Origin of the sequence: Pseudomonas sp. PDM13, from assembly GCF_025685765.1 — a bacterium.
GTDB lineage: Bacteria > Pseudomonadota > Gammaproteobacteria > Pseudomonadales > Pseudomonadaceae > Metapseudomonas > Metapseudomonas solani.
On the sequence record NZ_JAOTQU010000001.1, the window covers coordinates 342,135 to 358,946 of the forward strand.

Annotated in this window: 20 protein-coding genes; 1 reads left to right on the forward strand and 19 read right to left on the reverse strand. The window is 63.9% G+C overall.

What is annotated here, in order from left to right; genetic code table 11:
- Positions 1-43 precede the first annotated feature (43 nt).
- The 18 genes from bamB to trmJ all read right to left on the reverse strand — a co-directional run bounded on the left by bamB (position 44) and on the right by trmJ (position 15,006).
- Entirely contained in the window at positions 44-1,195 is a 1,152-nt protein-coding gene (bamB, locus tag OEJ36_RS01600; protein ID WP_021220832.1) for an outer membrane protein assembly factor BamB, read from the reverse strand.
- Positions 1,188-1,832, reverse strand: a complete 645-nt coding sequence (locus tag OEJ36_RS01605; RefSeq protein WP_043240102.1) for a YfgM family protein — start codon at positions 1,830-1,832, stop codon at positions 1,188-1,190. The genes bamB and OEJ36_RS01605 overlap by 8 nt, the downstream gene beginning before the upstream one ends.
- 25 nt (positions 1,833-1,857) lie before the next feature.
- A complete protein-coding gene (hisS, locus tag OEJ36_RS01610; protein ID WP_263400123.1) occupies positions 1,858-3,147 on the reverse strand; it encodes a histidine--tRNA ligase in 1,290 nt (429 codons plus the stop codon).
- A gap of 13 nt (positions 3,148-3,160) precedes the next feature.
- A complete protein-coding gene (ispG, locus tag OEJ36_RS01615; RefSeq protein ID WP_043240098.1) occupies positions 3,161-4,273 on the reverse strand; it encodes a flavodoxin-dependent (E)-4-hydroxy-3-methylbut-2-enyl-diphosphate synthase in 1,113 nt (370 codons plus the stop codon).
- A gap of 3 nt (positions 4,274-4,276) precedes the next feature.
- Complete coding sequence (locus OEJ36_RS01620; RefSeq protein ID WP_263400124.1) at positions 4,277-5,335, reverse strand: helix-turn-helix domain-containing protein; 1,059 nt, start codon at positions 5,333-5,335, stop codon at positions 4,277-4,279.
- Positions 5,332-6,087, reverse strand: a complete 756-nt coding sequence (pilW, locus tag OEJ36_RS01625) for a type IV pilus biogenesis/stability protein PilW (RefSeq protein ID WP_263400125.1) — start codon at positions 6,085-6,087, stop codon at positions 5,332-5,334. Before pilW ends, OEJ36_RS01620 begins: the two co-directional genes overlap by 4 nt.
- Positions 6,088-6,100: 13 nt before the next feature.
- Complete coding sequence (gene rlmN, locus OEJ36_RS01630) at positions 6,101-7,249, reverse strand: 23S rRNA (adenine(2503)-C(2))-methyltransferase RlmN (RefSeq protein ID WP_263400126.1); 1,149 nt, start codon at positions 7,247-7,249, stop codon at positions 6,101-6,103.
- Between the two features lie 24 nt (positions 7,250-7,273).
- The gene (gene ndk, locus OEJ36_RS01635) at positions 7,274-7,705 is read right to left on the reverse strand and encodes a nucleoside-diphosphate kinase (protein WP_021220839.1); all 432 of its coding nucleotides are present in this window, start codon (positions 7,703-7,705) and stop codon (positions 7,274-7,276) included.
- A gap of 93 nt (positions 7,706-7,798) precedes the next feature.
- Positions 7,799-7,999 (reverse strand): Fe-S cluster assembly protein IscX, encoded by a 201-nt coding sequence (iscX, locus tag OEJ36_RS01640; RefSeq protein ID WP_111263271.1) that lies wholly within the window; start codon positions 7,997-7,999, stop codon positions 7,799-7,801.
- A gap of 9 nt (positions 8,000-8,008) precedes the next feature.
- Positions 8,009-8,347, reverse strand: a complete 339-nt coding sequence (gene fdx, locus OEJ36_RS01645) for an ISC system 2Fe-2S type ferredoxin (protein ID WP_021220841.1) — start codon at positions 8,345-8,347, stop codon at positions 8,009-8,011.
- Between the two features lie 3 nt (positions 8,348-8,350).
- A complete protein-coding gene (hscA, locus tag OEJ36_RS01650; RefSeq protein WP_263400127.1) occupies positions 8,351-10,210 on the reverse strand; it encodes a Fe-S protein assembly chaperone HscA in 1,860 nt (619 codons plus the stop codon).
- Positions 10,211-10,258: 48 nt separating this feature from the next.
- The gene (gene hscB / locus OEJ36_RS01655; RefSeq protein WP_184487501.1) at positions 10,259-10,780 is read right to left on the reverse strand and encodes a co-chaperone HscB; all 522 of its coding nucleotides are present in this window, start codon (positions 10,778-10,780) and stop codon (positions 10,259-10,261) included.
- 8 nt (positions 10,781-10,788) lie between these two features.
- Positions 10,789-11,112 (reverse strand): iron-sulfur cluster assembly protein IscA, encoded by a 324-nt coding sequence (gene iscA / locus OEJ36_RS01660; RefSeq protein WP_021220844.1) that lies wholly within the window; start codon positions 11,110-11,112, stop codon positions 10,789-10,791.
- Positions 11,113-11,138: 26 nt separating this feature from the next.
- Positions 11,139-11,525, reverse strand: a complete 387-nt coding sequence (iscU, locus tag OEJ36_RS01665) for a Fe-S cluster assembly scaffold IscU (RefSeq protein ID WP_021220845.1) — start codon at positions 11,523-11,525, stop codon at positions 11,139-11,141.
- A gap of 31 nt (positions 11,526-11,556) precedes the next feature.
- Complete coding sequence (locus OEJ36_RS01670; protein WP_263400128.1) at positions 11,557-12,771, reverse strand: IscS subfamily cysteine desulfurase; 1,215 nt, start codon at positions 12,769-12,771, stop codon at positions 11,557-11,559.
- 30 nt (positions 12,772-12,801) lie between these two features.
- The gene (gene iscR / locus OEJ36_RS01675) at positions 12,802-13,308 is read right to left on the reverse strand and encodes a Fe-S cluster assembly transcriptional regulator IscR (protein WP_263400129.1); all 507 of its coding nucleotides are present in this window, start codon (positions 13,306-13,308) and stop codon (positions 12,802-12,804) included.
- Positions 13,309-13,456: 148 nt separating this feature from the next.
- Positions 13,457-14,233: a serine O-acetyltransferase gene (gene cysE, locus OEJ36_RS01680; protein ID WP_263400130.1), complete on the reverse strand. Its 777-nt coding sequence runs from the start codon at positions 14,231-14,233 to the stop codon at positions 13,457-13,459.
- Positions 14,233-15,006 carry a tRNA (cytosine(32)/uridine(32)-2'-O)-methyltransferase TrmJ gene (gene trmJ, locus OEJ36_RS01685; RefSeq protein ID WP_043240082.1) on the reverse strand — a complete coding sequence of 258 codons (774 nt, stop codon included), beginning with the start codon at positions 15,004-15,006 and terminating at the stop codon, positions 14,233-14,235. Before trmJ ends, cysE begins: the two co-directional genes overlap by 1 nt.
- Positions 15,007-15,151: 145 nt before the next feature.
- Between trmJ and suhB the strand changes: the two genes are divergently transcribed.
- On the forward strand, positions 15,152-15,967 hold the full coding sequence (gene suhB / locus OEJ36_RS01690) for an inositol-phosphate phosphatase (protein WP_021220850.1): 816 nt from the start codon (positions 15,152-15,154) through the stop codon (positions 15,965-15,967).
- Positions 15,968-16,061: 94 nt separating this feature from the next.
- Here suhB and OEJ36_RS01695 read toward each other — a convergent pair whose 3' ends face one another.
- Positions 16,062-16,616, reverse strand: coding sequence for a glycine zipper 2TM domain-containing protein (locus tag OEJ36_RS01695; RefSeq protein ID WP_021220851.1), 555 nt, complete (start codon positions 16,614-16,616; stop codon positions 16,062-16,064).
- Positions 16,617-16,812: the final 196 nt, after the last annotated feature.

Here is a 16,812-nt window from a genome sequence, read left to right on the forward strand (position 1 = left end):
GCCGCTGCCGTCAGACGGCAGCGGCCGGACACTATTTTTCAGCTTAGCGGATGGTCAGCGCGACCAGCTTCCCGCCGTTGCCGAAGGCATACAGCATGTCGCCGATCACCAACGGACGGGCACGCAGGCCGTCGCCGTCGATCTTCTCGCGGCCCACGAAGTGACCATCCACCTGGCTCAGCAGGTGCAGGTAGCCTTCGAAGTCGCCGACCGCCACGTAGCTGGAGAACACTTCCGGAGCCGAGAGCTGGCGACGGGCCAGGGACTCGTTGCTCCACAGCGCCGAGGAGGAACGCTCGTCGATGCCTTCGATGGTGCCGCTGGCCTGGCTCACGTAAACGTTGCCGAAGCCCTGGGCGACGCCCACGTAGCTGGAGGCTTCGCGCTGCCAGAGCACACGGCCGCTGTCCAGGTCCAGACCCGCGACGCGGCCCTGGTAGGTGGCGACGTACAGGGTGCCGCCGGACAGCAGCAGGCCACCGTCGATGTCGACCACGCGATCCAGCTCGGAACGGCCTTGCGGAACGGCGACGCGTTGTTCCCAGATGGGCAGGCCGCGTTGCACGTCGAGGGCGATGACCTTGCCCGACGACAGGCCGGCAACGGCCAGGCGGTTGGTCACGATCGGCGCACCGGTGCCACGCAGGGTCAGCACGGCGGGGGTGTTTTCGTAGATCCAGCGCTGCTCACCGGTGGCGGCGTCGAAGCCGAACAGGGTGTCGTTCTGGGTCTGTACTACCACCACGTCACCGTTGGTGGCCGGCGGAGCGAGGACTTCACCGTTGACCCGGGCGCGCCACTTCTCTTCGCCAGTGCTGGCGTCGAGGGCGATCACCTGGCCCTTGAGGGTACCGACCAGCACCAGGCCGTAGCCCGCGCCGACCGCGCCGGATACCGGCAGGTCCAGTTCCTGTTCCCAGAGCTTGTCGCCGCTCATGCGGTCGATGGCGACCACGAGGCCTTCGACGTCACCGGCATAGATGACATCGCCGTCCACGGACGGGACCAGCATGTTGTAGGAATCGCCCTGACCTTCGCCGATGGAGCGGCTCCAGACCTCTTTGAGCTGGACCTCTTCGGTGATGTCGGGCAGTTCGGCAGGCGGCAGTTCCTTCTTGCTATTGCTGCTGCAACCTGCGGCCAGAACGGCCATGGCCAGCAGTGCGGCAAATTTCCAGCGCATCACGTCACGCATCCCCTTTGGCCAGGTCGTCGAGCTTCATCTGCAAGCCACCGACCGCCGCGTCTTCCGGCAGGGCGGCCTTGGCTTTCTCATAGGCGGCATGCGCCTCGTCGGAACGACCCAGCTGCACCAGCAGATCGCCTTTCAGTTCTTCACGGCTGGCCAGGTAGGACTTGCTGGCATCGCCTTCGAGCAGCTTCAGCGCGTCGTCGACCTTGCCCTGGGCAGCCAGGACACGGGCCAGGCGCTGACGGGCCAGCTCACCGAGGGTGGCATCGGCGGGCTTGTCCACCACGGCCTTGAGTTCGGCCGCAGCGTCATCGAGCTTGCCGGATTCGACCGCCACCTTGGCGACGAACAGGCTGCCGTACTGGGCGTAGTGGGTACCGCCGAAATCGGTCTTGAGCTTGGTGGCCAGTTCGGCGACCTTGCCGGCGTCGGGCTTGCCGGACGGATTCAGCGCGGTTTCCAGCAATTGCTGGTAGACCTGGGACGCGCCCTGGGCCTGGTTGGTCTGGTGCTTCTGCCAGGCCTGCCAGCCGAAGACCACCACCAGCGCGAGGGCGCCGCCGGTGAGCAGGGGCTTGCCATTGCGCTGCCACCAATCCTTGATCGCCGCCAGCTCTTCATCTTCGGTACGCGTGCTCACCCCAATACTCCTATGTTCTAAAGGCTCAAGCCTGATCGATGCAGGCCGCCAGGCGCTCTGCGAGAGCGTCCCAGGCGATGTTCTGTTGTTCGCTGTCGTCGCGCAGGGGTTTGAAACCTACCACGCGGTTGGCCAGTTCGTCCTCACCCAGGATCAGGGCGAAGCGTGCGCCGCTCTTGTCGGCTTTCTTGAACTGGCTCTTGAAGCTGCCGGCACCGGAGTTGACCAGCAGGCGCAGGCCGGGAACGGCGTCACGCAGCTGCTCGGCCAGTGTCAGCGCCGCGAGTTCGGCAGGCTCGCCGAACGCGCAGATGAAGGCATGCGCCGGGGCGTTGAGCTCGGCGGGAATCAGCTCCAGGGTTTCCAGCAGCAGCACCAGTCGCTCGACACCCATGGCGAAGCCGACGCCCGGGGTCGGCTTGCCGCCGAACTGGGTGATCAGGCCGTCATAGCGACCACCACCGCAGACGGTGCCCTGGGAGCCGAGCTTGTCGGTGACCCATTCGAAGGCAGTGCGGCTGTAGTAGTCCAGCCCGCGCACCAGCTTCTGGTTGATCTCGTAACGGATGCCGACCGCGTCCAGGCGCGCCTTGAGGCCTTCGAAGTGGGCCACGGACTCGGCGTCCAGGTAGTCGTGCAGGCGCGGTGCATCGACGAGCAGGGCCTGGGTTTCCGGCACCTTGCTATCGAGGATGCGCAGCGGGTTGGTGGTCATGCGGCGCTGGCTGTCTTCGTCGAGACGGTCGAAGCGCTCCTGCAGGTAGGCCACCAGGGCCTCGCGGTAGGCGACACGTGCCTCGCTGGAGCCCAGGCTGTTGAGCTGCAGGGTCACGGCGTCGCCGAGGCCGAGCTTCTTCCACAGGCGCCAGGTGAGCACGATCAGCTCGGCGTCGATGTCCGGGCCGGGCAGGTTGAAGACTTCCACGCCGATCTGGTGGAACTGGCGATAACGGCCTTTCTGCGGCTTCTCGTAGCGGAACATCGGGCCCGCGTACCAGAGCTTCTGCACCTGGCCGCCGCCGGTCATGCCGTGCTCAAGCACCGCACGCACGCAGCCCGCGGTGCCTTCGGGGCGCAGGGTCAGGGATTCTTCGTTGCGGTCGAGGAAGGTGTACATCTCCTTGTCGACCACGTCGGTGCCTTCGCCGATGCCGCGGGCGAAGAGCTCGGTGAACTCGAGGATCGGCAGGCGGACTTCACGGTAGCCGTAGCTGTCCAGCAGGTCTGCCAGGGTGCGTTCCAGGTAACGCCAGGCAGGGGTCTGCTCCGGCAGGATGTCGTTCATGCCACGGATGGCTTGCAGCGTCTTGCTCACTCGGAATCCTTAATCAGCTGCGGGCGATGACGGCCGCGTCAGCTTCGACCTTTTCGGCCGCTTTGCGACGGATCAGCTTTTCCAGCTCATCCACCAGGTTGTCATTGTTCAGCTTCTGCGCCGGCTTGCCGTCGATGTAGATCAGGTTGTTCGGCGTGCCGCCGGTCAGCCCCACATGGGCTTCCTTGGCTTCGCCGGGACCGTTGACCACGCAACCGATGACCGCGACGTCCAGCGGGACCAGCAGGTCCTCGAGGCGGCCTTCCAGCTCGTTCATGGTCTTGACCACATCGAAGTTCTGCCGCGAGCAGCTCGGACAGGCGATGAAGTTGATGCCACGGGAACGCAGGCGCAGGGACTTGAGAATGTCGTAACCGACCTTGATCTCTTCGACCGGGTCGGCCGCCAGCGAGATGCGGATGGTATCGCCAATCCCGTCGGCGAGCAGCATGCCCAGGCCCACGGCGGACTTCACGGTGCCGGAGCGCAAGCCACCGGCTTCGGTGATACCCAGGTGCAGCGGCTGGACGATCTGCGTGGCCAGCAGGCGGTAGGCTTCCACCGCCATGAACACATCGGACGCCTTGACGCTAACCTTGAAGTCCTGGAAATCCAGGCGATCCAGGTGCTCGACATGACGCAGCGCGGATTCCACCAGGGCTTGCGGGGTGGGTTCGCCGTATTTCTTCTGCAGGTCCTTCTCCAGCGAACCGGCGTTGACGCCGATGCGGATCGGGATACCGCGATCACGGGCGGCATCGACCACGGCGCGCACGCGGTCTTCGCGACCGATGTTGCCCGGGTTGATGCGCAGGCAATCGACGCCCAGCTCCGCCACGCGCAGGGCGATGGTGTAGTCGAAGTGGATGTCGGCGACCAGGGGGACGTTGACCAGCTTCTTGATCTTGCCGAAGGCCTCGGCGGCGTCCATGTCAGGTACCGAAACGCGGACGATGTCGGCGCCGGCTTCTTCCAGACGACGGATCTGGCCAACGGTGGCGGCTACGTCGCAGGTATCGGTGTTGGTCATGCTCTGCACGGCGATGGGGGCATCACCGCCCACCGGTACCGAGCCGACCCAGATCTTGCGGGACTGGCGGCGTTTGATCGGGGATTCACAATGCATGGCTTATTGCCCCAGCTTCAGGCGAGCAGTCTCGCCGTGGGTGTAGGGCGCTACGTCGACGGATTGGCCGTTGTAGCTGACCTGGGCGCCACGGGCATAGCCGAGGCGCAGTTCGAACGGCGGCCGGCCGGCCAGCTCGACGCTCTCGCCGGTGCGTTTCAGGGCGCTGAGCAGGACCTTGCCATCGGCATCGGTCACCTGGGTCCAGCAGTTGGCAACGAACTGGATACGCACCAGGCCCTGGCCTGCGGCAGCGACTACCGGGGCCGCGGCAGGTGCGGCCGGAGCAGTGGAAGCCGGAGCGGACGGGACAGCCGGGGTGGCAGGCGCAACGGGCGCTGCCGGTACGGAGGCGGCGGGTGCGGAGGCGGCGGGTGCGGCCGGTGCGCTGGTGGCGGGTGCACTGCCCTGGGGCAGCGGCAGGGCCTGCACGGGCGCGGCAGGCGTGGTGCCAGCTGCAGGGGGCGTGCCTTCGGGCTGGGCGGCGACCTCGGGGGACAGCTCGCTCGGAGCCGCCTCCTCGCCTTCCTGGGCGTCGGCCACGGCCTGGTCCTCGGGCTCGTCCAGCGGGTGGATCTGGGTGGTGCCGTCGGCGCTTTCGACTTCGACGTGCTCCATGCTGATGTCGGCGGTTTCGCCGCTGCGGCGCTCAGCCTGGTCCTGCCACCAGAGGAAACCGATGACGCCGAGGACCAGCAGGATGGCGAAGCTGACGAAGCGCAGCACGCTCTGCGACAGGCGCACGGGCTCCTCGATGCGGCCGAGGCTGTGGACATTGCTGCCGGTGGCGTCGGTGCCGGTATAGAGGTCGAAGTCGGTCACCAGGCGCGCCTGGTCCATACCCAGCAGCTTGGCGTAGGCACGGATGTAGCCACGGGCGAAGGTATGACCGGGCAACTGTTCGAAAGAGCCCGCTTCGAGCTGGCGCAGGGCCTGCTCGGTCAGGTTCAGCTGTCGGGCGACCTCGGCAAGGCTCAGGTCCTTGCTTTCACGTGCCTGGCGCAGGGTCTCGCCTGGGTTGGCACGGGTCGCGGCGGCAATTTCGGGTTGCGACGCTTTCATCTTTGCTCCGACAGGTATTGCTGGTATTCCGGCGTGCCGGGATAGAGTCGTTTGAGTTGCAGACCCAGGCTCGCGGCCTGGTCGCGATCATCGAATACGGTGGCCAGCCGAGTGCCCAGCAGCAGGCTGCGGGCACTCTGGGGGGCGATCTTGCTGTAGCGGTCGTAGTAGTCGCGGGCCGGGACGTACTGCTTATCGGCGTAGGACAAGTCGGCCATCTCCAGCAGCGCAACGGGCTGCTGGCGGTTCAGGCGCAGGGACTTGTCGAAATGCTGCTTGGCCAGGTCCGGGCGGTTCATCCGCAGGGCAGTGAGCCCGAGGTTCTCGAACACGCGGGAGCGTTCGGGATAGAGGCTGTCTTCGGCGGCCTGCTCGAAGCGCTTGTAGGCTTCCTCGTAGCGTTTCTGCTCATAGAGGAAACCGCCGTAGTTGTTGAGGATGCGGGAATCGGTGCGCGAGGACAGGGCCTTGCGGAAATGCTCGTCGGCGAGCTTGGGCTCCATTTCGGTCTGGAACACCAGGGCCAGCGCGGCGTTGGCGTCGGCGCTGGACGAGTCGAGCTCGAGGGCCTTGCGCAGCGGCACCTTGGCCCGCTCGGCCGCCCCTTGGGAGAGATAGCCGATGCCCAGCTGGATGTAGGCGTCGCGGGCCTTGGCGCGGCCTTCCGCGGTCTTCATCGGGTCAACGGAGCCAGTGGACACGCAGCCCACCAGGCTGGCGAAAACGAGAAGCAGCGCGGGGCGCAAGGTCATGGATGTCCTCTCTTCAGTTTCGGTTGGCAGCGTTCTGCGGAGCGTCGGTATCGCCATTGAGCTGGCGTACGGCGATGTAGCGCTCGCTGCGGCGGGTACGGTCCATGACCTGGCCAACGAGTTGACCGCAGGCAGCGTCGATGTCATCCCCGCGCGTGGTGCGCACGGTGACATTGTGGCCGGCCTTGTGGAGCATGTCCTGGAAACGGCGAATGGCGTTATTGCTCGGCCGCTCGTACCCCGAGAAAGGGAAGGGATTAAACGGAATCAGGTTGATCTTGCAAGGAAAATCCTTGAGGAGTGCGATCATCTGCTCAGCGTGGAGAGGCTGATCGTTCACATCCTTGAGCAGGGTGTACTCAATGGTCAGGAAACGTTTCTCGCCCAGTCGGGCGATGTAGCGTTGGCAGGCATCGAGCACCACCGCCAGGGGGTACTTCTTGTTGATCGGCACCAGCTTGTTGCGCAATTCGTCGTTCGGCGCATGCAGCGACAGCGCCAGGGAAACGTCGATCTGCTCGCCCAGCTTGTCGATCATCGGCGCAACGCCCGAGGTGGACAGGGTCACCTTGCGCTTGGAAATGCCGTAACCGAGGTCGTCCATCATGATGTTCATGGCGGCAACCACGTTGTCGAAATTCAGCAACGGCTCGCCCATGCCCATCATCACCACGTTGGTGACGGCGCGGTCGATCTTGGCCGGAACGGTGCCGAAGGACTTGTTGGCGATCCACACCTGACCGATGACTTCGGCGGCGGTGAGGTCGCTGTTGAAACCCTGCTTGCCGGTGGAGCAGAAGCTGCAATCCAGCGCGCAGCCCGCCTGGGAGGAGACGCAGAGGGTGCCGCGTCCGCCTTGCGGGATGTACACGGTCTCGACGCAGCTGCCGGACGCCACGCGCACCACCCATTTGCGGGTGCCGTCGCTGGAGATGTCCTGGCTGACGATTTCGGGACCGCGAATCTCGGCAGAGGCCTTGAGCTTGTCGCGCAGGGCCTTGCCGATATTGCTCATGGCGTCGAAATCATCGACGCCAAAGTGGTGAATCCATTTCATCACCTGTCCGGCACGGAAGCGCTTCTCCCCGATGGTCTCGAAGAAGTTCTCCAGTTGCGACTGGGTCAAGCCCAGCAGGTTAACTTTACCGGTTGATTCAGTCATGGCTTCACCCTCGTGCCTTCGCTATCAGCGAATACGAGCGCACACCTCGGTGGCGGCGAAGAAGTAGGAGATCTCGCGAGCAGCAGAAGCCTCGGAGTCGGAACCGTGTACGGCGTTTTCGTCGATGGAAACGGCGAAATCAGCGCGGATGGTGCCAGCGTCGGCTTTCTTCGGGTCGGTAGCGCCCATCAGTTCGCGGTTCTTGGCGATGGCGCCTTCACCTTCCAGCACCTGCACGACAACCGGGCCGGAGGTCATGAAGGAAACCAGATCCTTGAAGAAGGGACGCTCTTTGTGCTCGGCGTAGAAACCGCCAGCTTCGCGCTCGGAGAGTTGAACCATCTTGGCAGCGACGACGCTCAGGCCGGCTTTTTCGAAACGGGTGACGATCTCGCCCACTACGTTCTTGGCAACGGCGTCGGGCTTGATGATGGAAAGGGTACGTTCAACGGCCATGTGAAACTCCAGAAATCAGGATTAAAGCGAAAAATTAAACCCGCGAATTATACGCGGGTTCCTGTTAAATGCGTAGGGTCAGCAGACCGGGCTTCAGTCGGCTTCTTCGATCCATGCCGCCTGGATGGCTTCGAGGACCTTCTCACCGCCGCGCTGACTGTCGTCATCGAACTCCGGCAGGCTCACGACCCAATTGTGCAGATCGACGAAGTTGACGTAGCGCGGGTCAACCTCGGGCTTGCTCTCGGCCAGCTGGATGGCGATCTCCAGAACATCGACCCATTTGAGACTCATGACCTTTCCTCAGTGCTTTTCAGAAACCTGGTTGAGAGTGTACTTCGGAATCTCCACGACGAGATCCACCTCCCCCACGACGGCCTGACAGGACAGTCGCGACTCGGCTTCCAGGCCCCAGGCCTTGTCCAGCATGTCGTCTTCCAGCTCGTCGGACGCTTCGAGGGTGTTGAAGCCCTCGCGGATCACGACATGGCAGGTGGTGCAGGCACAGGACATCTCGCAGGCGTGCTCGATCTCCAGGCCGTTGCGCATGGCCGCCGCAATGATGGTTTCGCCCGGCTGGGCCTCGACCACCATCCCTTCAGGGCAATGCTCGGCATTGGGCAGAAATACGATCTGCGGCATCAGTCATTCCTCGATTTCATTCAGTCGGCGCCCCGCCAGGGCAGCCTTGACGCTGGCATCCATGCGACGCGCCGCGAAGGCGTCGGTCACTTGGGTCAGCCGCTTGGTTTGCTGTTCGATGGCGGCACCGTCGGTGCCCTCCAGCAGAGCCTGCAGTTGCTCCAGTTGGAAGTCGATGGCGATCCGCTCTTCAGCGGTGAGCAGCGCGTCGCCATCCGCCTGCAACGCGGCCTGGACCGCCTCGATCAGGCGCTGGGCATCGACCTGCTGCTCACGCAGCACGCGGGCGACCTTGTCGTCGTTGGCGTGCTGGAAGGAGTCCTGCAGCATGCGGGTGATCTCACCGTCGGTCAGGCCGTAGGAAGGCTTGACCTGGACGCTGGCTTCCACGCCGGAGGCGGTTTCGCTGGCCGTCACGCCCAGCAGGCCGTCGGCATCCACCTGGAAGGTCACGCGGATCTTCGCAGCGCCGGCAACCATGGGCGGTATGCCACGCAGTTCGAAACGGGCCAGGGATCGGCAGTCCTTGATCAACTCGCGCTCACCCTGGAGCACGTGGATCATCATGGCCGTCTGGCCGTCCTTGTAGGTAGTGAACTCCTGGGCACGGGCGACGGGGATGGTGGTATTGCGCGGAATCACCTTCTCCATCAGCCCGCCCATGGTTTCGAGCCCCAGGGACAGCGGGATGACATCCAGCAGCAGCAGCTCTTCGCCACGCTTGTTGCCCGCCAGGGTGTCCGCCTGCACGGCAGCGCCGATGGCCACCACCTGATCAGGATCGATATCGGTCAGGGGCGGATGGGAGAAAAGCTCGCCAACCGCTTCGCGCACGCGCGGGACACGGGTGGAGCCGCCGACCATGACCACGGCCTCGACCTCCTCAACCTCGATGCCGGCATCACGAACAGCGCGGCGGCAAGCCTTGAGACTGCGAGCGACCATGGGCTCGATCAGCTCGTCGAAGCGTGCACGGGTCAGCTGGCCCGACCACTGCGCATAACGAACCTCGATCGTATCGGCAGTGGTCAGCGCTTCCTTGGCGGCACAAGCGGCCTCCAGAAGGCTGCGCTGGGCACCGGGATCGAGGTCGGCGGAAAGCCCGGCCTGCTCGACGATCCAGCCCGCCAGGGCATGGTCGAAATCGTCGCCGCCGAGAGCGCTGTCGCCACCGGTTGCCATGACTTCGAAGACGCCACGGGTCAGGCGCAGGATGGAAATATCGAACGTGCCGCCGCCCAGGTCGTAGATGGCCACGACGCCTTCGGCCTGCTTATCCAGCCCGTAGGCAACGGCAGCAGCGGTGGGCTCGTTGAGCAGGCGCAGGACATTGAGCCCGGCAATGCGGGCAGCGTCCTTGGTGGCCTGGCGCTGGGCATCGTCGAAGTAGGCGGGAACCGTGATCACCGCCCCCACCAGCTCACCACCCAGGGTGGCTTCGGCGCGCTGGCGCAAGGCGCGGAGGATTTCGGCCGAGACTTCAACAGGGCTCTTGGCGCCCTGCACGGTCTCGATGAAGGGCATGTGCGACTCGCCGGTGGCGAAGCGGTAGGGGAGCTGCTCACCCAGTTGCTTCACGTCTTCCAGGCCGCGCCCCATGAAGCGCTTGACCGAAAGAACGGTGTTCAGCGGATCGGCGGAAGCCGCCTCTTTTGCCGAACGGCCGACTTCGACGTGATCCGCGTGGTAGCGCACGGCGGACGGCATGATGACCTGCCCATCGGCATCGGCCAGCGGTGCGGAAACACCACTGCGCACAGCGGCCACCAGGGAATTCGTGGTGCCCAGGTCGATGCCCACCGCCAGGCGGCGCTGGTGCGGTTTGGGGCTCTGTCCGGGTTCAGCGATCTGCAGTAGGGCCATGCTTGTCTGATTTTCAGGCGCACCATCGTCCATGCGGCGATGCGCGGGTTAGTCGTCGAGGCGCTCTTCCAGTTGGCGCACTTCGTGAGTCAGCTTGTCGAGGAACTGCATGCGGCGCACCAGGCGCTCGGCATCCTCGCGGCGGGCATCGTCGTTCCAGCAGGCGGAGAAGGCACCATCCAGATCGGACTGGGCCGCCTTGAGACGCCGCTTGAAAGCAGCTACGCCGGGCAGGTCCGCACTGTCGTGGAGCTCTTCCAGCTCTTCCCGCCACTGCATCTGCTGCAACAGGAACTCGGGGTCCTTGACGGTCGCCTCCAGGGGCAGCTCGTGGCCACGGATCGCCAGCAGGTAACGCGCCCGACGAGGCGCGCTCTTCAGCGTCTGGTAGGCCTCGTTCAGCTGCGCCGCGTGCTCCACGGCCAGGCGCTGCTCGCGCTCGGAGGTATCGACGAAGCGATCCGGATGGGCGCTACGCGCCAGCTCGCGATAGCGGCTCGCCAACTGATCCAGATCGAGGTCGAAGCCAGGCTTCAGTTCAAACAATGCGAAATGACAGGGGGTGCCCACGAGACGCCTCAGACGTTAAAGCTCTCGCCGCAACCACACTCGCCGCGAACGTTCGGATTGTTGAACTTGAACCCCTCGTTGAGGCCTTCGCGGACGAAGTCCAGCTCAGTGCCATCGAGGTAGGACAGGCTCTTGGGATCGATGATCACCTTCATGCCGAAGCTTTCGAAGACCATGTCCTCGCTCGCCACTTCATCGACGAACTCCAGGACATAGGCCAGGCCGGAGCAGCCGGTAGTGCGAACACCCAGGCGGATACCCTCACCCTTGCCGCGCCCTTCGAGGGAGCGACGCACGTGATCGGCGGCGGAAGCGGTCATGCTGATGGCCATAGCGGCTCCTTAACTCAGTCGAGCGGTTAGAGCAGACCCTTTTTCTGCTTGTAGTCCTGGACGGCCGCCTTGATGGCGTCCTCGGCCAGAACCGAGCAGTGGATCTTCACCGGCGGCAGCGCCAGCTCTTCGGCAATGGTGGTGTTCTTGATCGCGGCGGCTTCGTCCAGGGTCTTGCCCTTCATCCACTCGGTGGCGAGGGAGCTGGAGGCGATGGCCGAACCGCAACCGTAGGTCTTGAACTTGGCGTCTTCGATAACGCCCTGCTCGTTGACCTTGATCTGCAGGCGCATCACGTCGCCGCACGCCGGCGCGCCGACCATGCCGGTGCCGACATCAGGATCTTCAGCGTCGAGCTTGCCGACGTTGCGCGGGTTTTCGTAGTGGTCGATGACCTTTTCGCTGTATGCCATGGTGCTTATTCCTCACTCATCAGGGGTGGCGTCAGTGCGCCTGCCATTCGACCGTCGAGAGGTCGACGCCCTCTTTGTACATGTCCCACAGGGGAGACAATTCACGGAGCTTGTCTACGGCTTCACGGACCTTGCTGGCTGCGTAATCCACTTCTTGCTCGGTGGTGAAGCGGCCAAAGGTGAAACGAATGGAGCTGTGTGCCAACTCGTCGTTGCGGCCCAGTGCGCGCAGCACGTAGGACGGCTCGAGAGAGGCCGAGGTGCAGGCGGAACCCGAAGAGACCGCGAGGTCCTTCAGCGCCATGATCAGCGACTCGCCTTCGACGTAGTTGAAGCTGATGTTCAGGTTGTGCGGGACGCGAGAAGTGGCGCTGCCATTGAGGTAGAGCTCTTCCATACCGTCCACCGCAGCCCAGAAGCGGTCCGCCAGTGCCTTGATGCGCTGGTTCTCGGAGGCCATTTCCTGCTTGGCGATGTGGAAGGCTTCACCCATGCCGACGATCTGGTGGGTGGCCAGGGTGCCGGAACGCATACCGCGCTCGTGACCACCGCCATGCATCATGGCCTCCAGGCGCACGCGCGGCTTGCGACGCACGTAGAGGGCGCCAATGCCTTTAGGGCCGTAGGTCTTGTGGGCAGAGAAGGACATCAGGTCGACCTTCAGCTTGTCCAGGTCGATCTCGACCTTGCCGGTGGACTGGGCCGCATCGACGTGGAACAGGATGCCGCGGGCACGGGTCAGTTCACCGATGGCCGCGATGTCGTTGATGGTGCCGATTTCGTTGTTCACGTGCATCACCGACACCAGGATGGTGTCGTCGCGCAGGGCCGCTTCGACCATCGCGGGGGTGATCAGGCCGTCTTCGCCCGGCTCGATATAGGTGACTTCGAAGCCTTCACGCTCGAGCTGGCGAGTGGTGTCCAGGACCGCCTTGTGCTCGATCTTGGAGGTGATGATGTGCTTGCCCTTGGTGTTGTAGAAGTGCGCGACACCCTTGATGGCAAGGTTGTCGGACTCGGTGGCACCGGAGGTCCAGACGATTTCGCGAGGGTCGGCATTGACCAGCTCGGCGACCTGGCGGCGGGCATTCTCCACCGCTTCCTCGGCCTTCCAGCCGAACACGTGGGAACGCGAGGCCGGGTTGCCGAAGTTGCCATCGACCAGCAGGCAGTCGCTCATCTTCTGTGCAACACGAGGGTCCACCGGCGTGGTAGCGGAGTAGTCCAGGTAAATCGGCAATTTCATCGGTTATCTCCTATCAGGCGGGCGCCCTGCTCATTCGATGGCGGACACTTCAATCTTTTCTGAACGCGGCATCCTGCCACCGAGGCGGCGCTGGTCATGGCGCTCGTTCTGGCGCTGGGCCACCTCTTGGACTTCGTTACGGGCGACGATGTCACTCAGGCTGATGCTGCTGAGGAACTCGTGGATCTGCATGCTCAGGTCATCCCACAGATGGTGGGTCAGGCAAGCGCCCCCGGAAGAGTCGCAATTGCCCTGCCCCTGGCAGCGCGTGACGTCGACCGACTCGTTGACGGCGTCGATGACTTCGGCCACGTAGATGCTGGCCACATCGCGGGAAAGCTGATAACCGCCACCCGGACCACGAACACTGCTGACCAGATTGCCACGGCGCAACTTGGCGAAGAGCTGTTCGAGGTAGGAAAGGGAGATGCCCTGACGCTCGGAAATATCTGCCAGAGAAACCGGACCTTGCTGCGAATGCAAAGCCAGGTCGAGCATGGCTGTGACGGCGTAGCGGCCTTTAGTGGTCAAGCGCATGGGAGTTCCACGGTTCGCTGATTTGCCAGCGAGTATGCGATTCCCGACTATTTAAGTCAACTATAAGACCTATCAAATTAGTCGGGATTAGCAGATACAGGGGCGCGCATGATATCAGAATTGCACCCCCTATCGCACCCCTCGCCCATCAGGCCGCCGGCGGCCGCACCTCGTCCTTTACACCCTCGAAATCTTCTTCGCGAAGCGCCGGCAGTGCCTTGCCGCAGTAGTCGCTACCCAGGGCCGTCAGCGCCTTGCACATGCCCTCCAGGCGCTCATCCACCGCCTGGACGTGGTCCAGCAACTGTCCGATCGCGCGCGCCACCGGGTCAGGCATGTCCTGGCTCACGCCATAAGCATCGAAACCAAACTTCTCGGCGATGGCCTGGCGCTTGGCCACTTGCTCCGGGTCTTCCTTGACGATGACCCGCCCCGGAATCCCCACGGCAGTGGCGCCGGCCGGCACCGCCTTGGTCACCACGGCGTTGGAGCCGATCTTGGCGCCAGCTCCCACCGTGAACGGGCCGAGCACCTTGGCGCCCGCACCGACCACCACGCCGTCCTCCAGCGTCGGGTGGCGCTTGCCGGCATTCCAGCTGGTGCCACCCAGCGTCACACCTTGATAGAGGGTGACGTCATTGCCGATCTCGGCGGTTTCGCCAATGACGATGCCCATGCCGTGATCGATGAAGAAGCGCCGACCGATGCGAGCACCCGGGTGGATCTCGATACCAGTCATCCAGCGACTGAAGTTCGACACCAGGCGCGCCAGCCACTTCCAGCCCGCCAGCCACAAGGCATTGGCCAGACGATGCAGCCAGATGGCGTGCAGGCCGGGGTAACAGGTGAGCACCTCGAAGGCATTGCGCGCAGCCGGGTCACGGTGGAATACGCTTTGAATGTCTTCTCGAATGCGTTCGAACATCACTTCTCTCTCCGCTTCTGGATTTCTCCACGCGCAGCCTTCTGGGTCTCAGTCAGGATGCCGCGCAGGATATTCATCTCGAGCTTGCTGATGGCACTACGCCCGTACAGGCGACGCAGCCGTGGCATCAAATGGCGCGGGCGCTCCGGGTCGAGAAAACCGATATCGACCAACGTACGTTCGAGGTGGCCGAAGAACAGTTCCAGCTCATCCACCGTCACCGGCTGGATGTTTTCCTCGGCGGTCAGCTCCACCTTCTCCATCTTGGTCGGCTTGCCCTGCACGCCCAGCCAGGCCATGCGCGCCTCATAGGTCAGCACCTGGACAGCCGCCGCCAGGTTCAGCGAACCGAATTCGGGGTCCGACGGGATATGCACGTGGAACTGGCAGCGCTGCAGCTCTTCATTAGTGAGGCCGGCGTACTCACGCCCGAACACCAGCGCCACTTCCGCACCACCCTCCACCTGCTCGACGCAACTGGCACCGCACTCGCGAGGGTCGAGCAACGGCCAGGGAATATGGCGATCACGCGCACTGGTGCCGTACACCAGGCTGCAGCCGACCAACGCCTCTTCCAGCGTTCCGACGACCTGCGCGGACTCGAGAATGTCATCGGCACCGGAGGCACGCGCCCAGGCTTCCTGATGAGGGAACTGCTCGGGCTCCACCAGCACCAGGCGCGATAACCCCATGTTTTTCATGGCGCGAGCCGCCCCGCCGATATTGCCGGGGTGACTGGTACCGACCAGGACCACGCGAATGTTTTGCAGCAAGGCGCTGGCTCCAACCTAGACTTCAGGGGATGAAATCTTACAGAAGCACTCGGCCGAACGCCATGAAAGCGCCGGCCTGCACTTCATGCGCAACGCTTTTCTGTTAGAATGTCCGGCTTTCTTTAACGACCCAGGTGACTCCCCCATGCAGCCTATGCTGAATATCGCCCTGCGCGCCGCTCGCAGCGCCGGTGAATTGATCTTCCGCTCCATCGAGCGCCTGGACGTGATTTCGGTAAACGAAAAGGACGCCAAGGACTACGTCACCGAAGTCGACCGCGCCGCCGAAGAAACCATCATCCAGGCGCTGCGCAAAGCCTATCCGACCCACAGCATCCTCGGCGAGGAAGGCGGCTCCATCGCAGGCAGCGGCGAAGGCGCTGACTATCAGTGGATCATCGACCCGCTGGATGGCACCACCAACTTCATCCGTGGCGTGCCGCACTTCGCCGTCAGCGTCGCCTGCAAATACAAGGGTCGCCTGGAGCACGCCGTCGTAATCGATCCGGTTCGCCAGGAAGAGTTCACCGCCAGCCGCGGCCGCGGCGCCGCACTCAACGGCCGCCGCCTGCGCGTCAGCCCGCGCAAGAGCCTGGAAGGCGCCCTGCTGGGCACTGGCTTCCCCTTCCGCGACAGCCAGCTGGACAACCTCGACAACTACCTGAACATGTTCCGCAGCCTGGTCGGCCAGACTGCCGGCATCCGTCGCGCCGGCTCCGCCAGCCTGGACCTGGCCTACGTTGCCGCCGGTCGCTTCGACGCCTTCTGGGAGTTCGGCCTGTCCGAATGGGACATGGCAGCAGGCGCCCTGCTGGTACAGGAAGCCGGCGGCCTGGTGAGCGACTTCACCGGCGGCCATGACTTCCTCGAGAAGGGCCACATCGTTGCCGGCAACACCAAGTGCTTCAAGGCAGTCCTGACGGCCATCCAGCCGCACCTACCGCCGTCGCTGAAGCGCTGATACGCATCGCGACACGAAGAACCCGGCCAGGCGCCGGGTTTTTCATGCCCACGAAAAAGGCGCCCTCTGGCGCCTTTTTCCTTTCACCGACGGATCACTGCTGGATGCCGGCCTGACGCTGCGTCAGGACCAGGCGACCTTCCTTGGTGACAGGGATCTGCGCGCCCGGATCGTGATCCATGCGCACCTGATTCACCTTGCCATCCAGTTGGTACTGCACGTCATAGGCAACCACTTTCTCGTTGCTCTCCTGAACGGTGTTGCAGCGGGTTTCAGTTGTGGTATAGGTGTCGCTGTTCTGCATGTGCTCCTGCACCTTGTTACCGGCATAGCCACCGCCCACGGCACCCGCCACGGTGGCGATCTTCTTGCCGTTGCCGCCACCGACCTGGTTGCCCAACAAGCCACCCGCTACGGCACCCAATACGGTACCGGCGATCTGGTGCTGGTCCTGGACCGGCCTCTGGCGAGTCACGGCGACATCCTTGCAGACCTCACGCGGGGTCTTGAAAGTCTCCTTGACCGGCTGGACCGCGAGCACCTCGGCATATTCCGGGCCGTTACCCACAAGGCTGTAGGTAGCGACGGCGCCACCGGCGGTTACACCGACGGCACCCAATACGGCGCCGACGAGCATCGACTTGTTCACATGGACCTCCTGGTTCAAAACCGGCGCATCTGCGCCCTACTCCCTGCCTTGGAGTACAGCTTTTTGCCCGAGTTCCCGTAGGACCTATCCCACGCAAGCGACTGGGACACCCATCACACCGCGCCACTTCCCCAGGATGAACACCGCCGCCCCAAACAAAAAGGGCCTGCAGATGCAGGCCCTTTCGGCAACACGC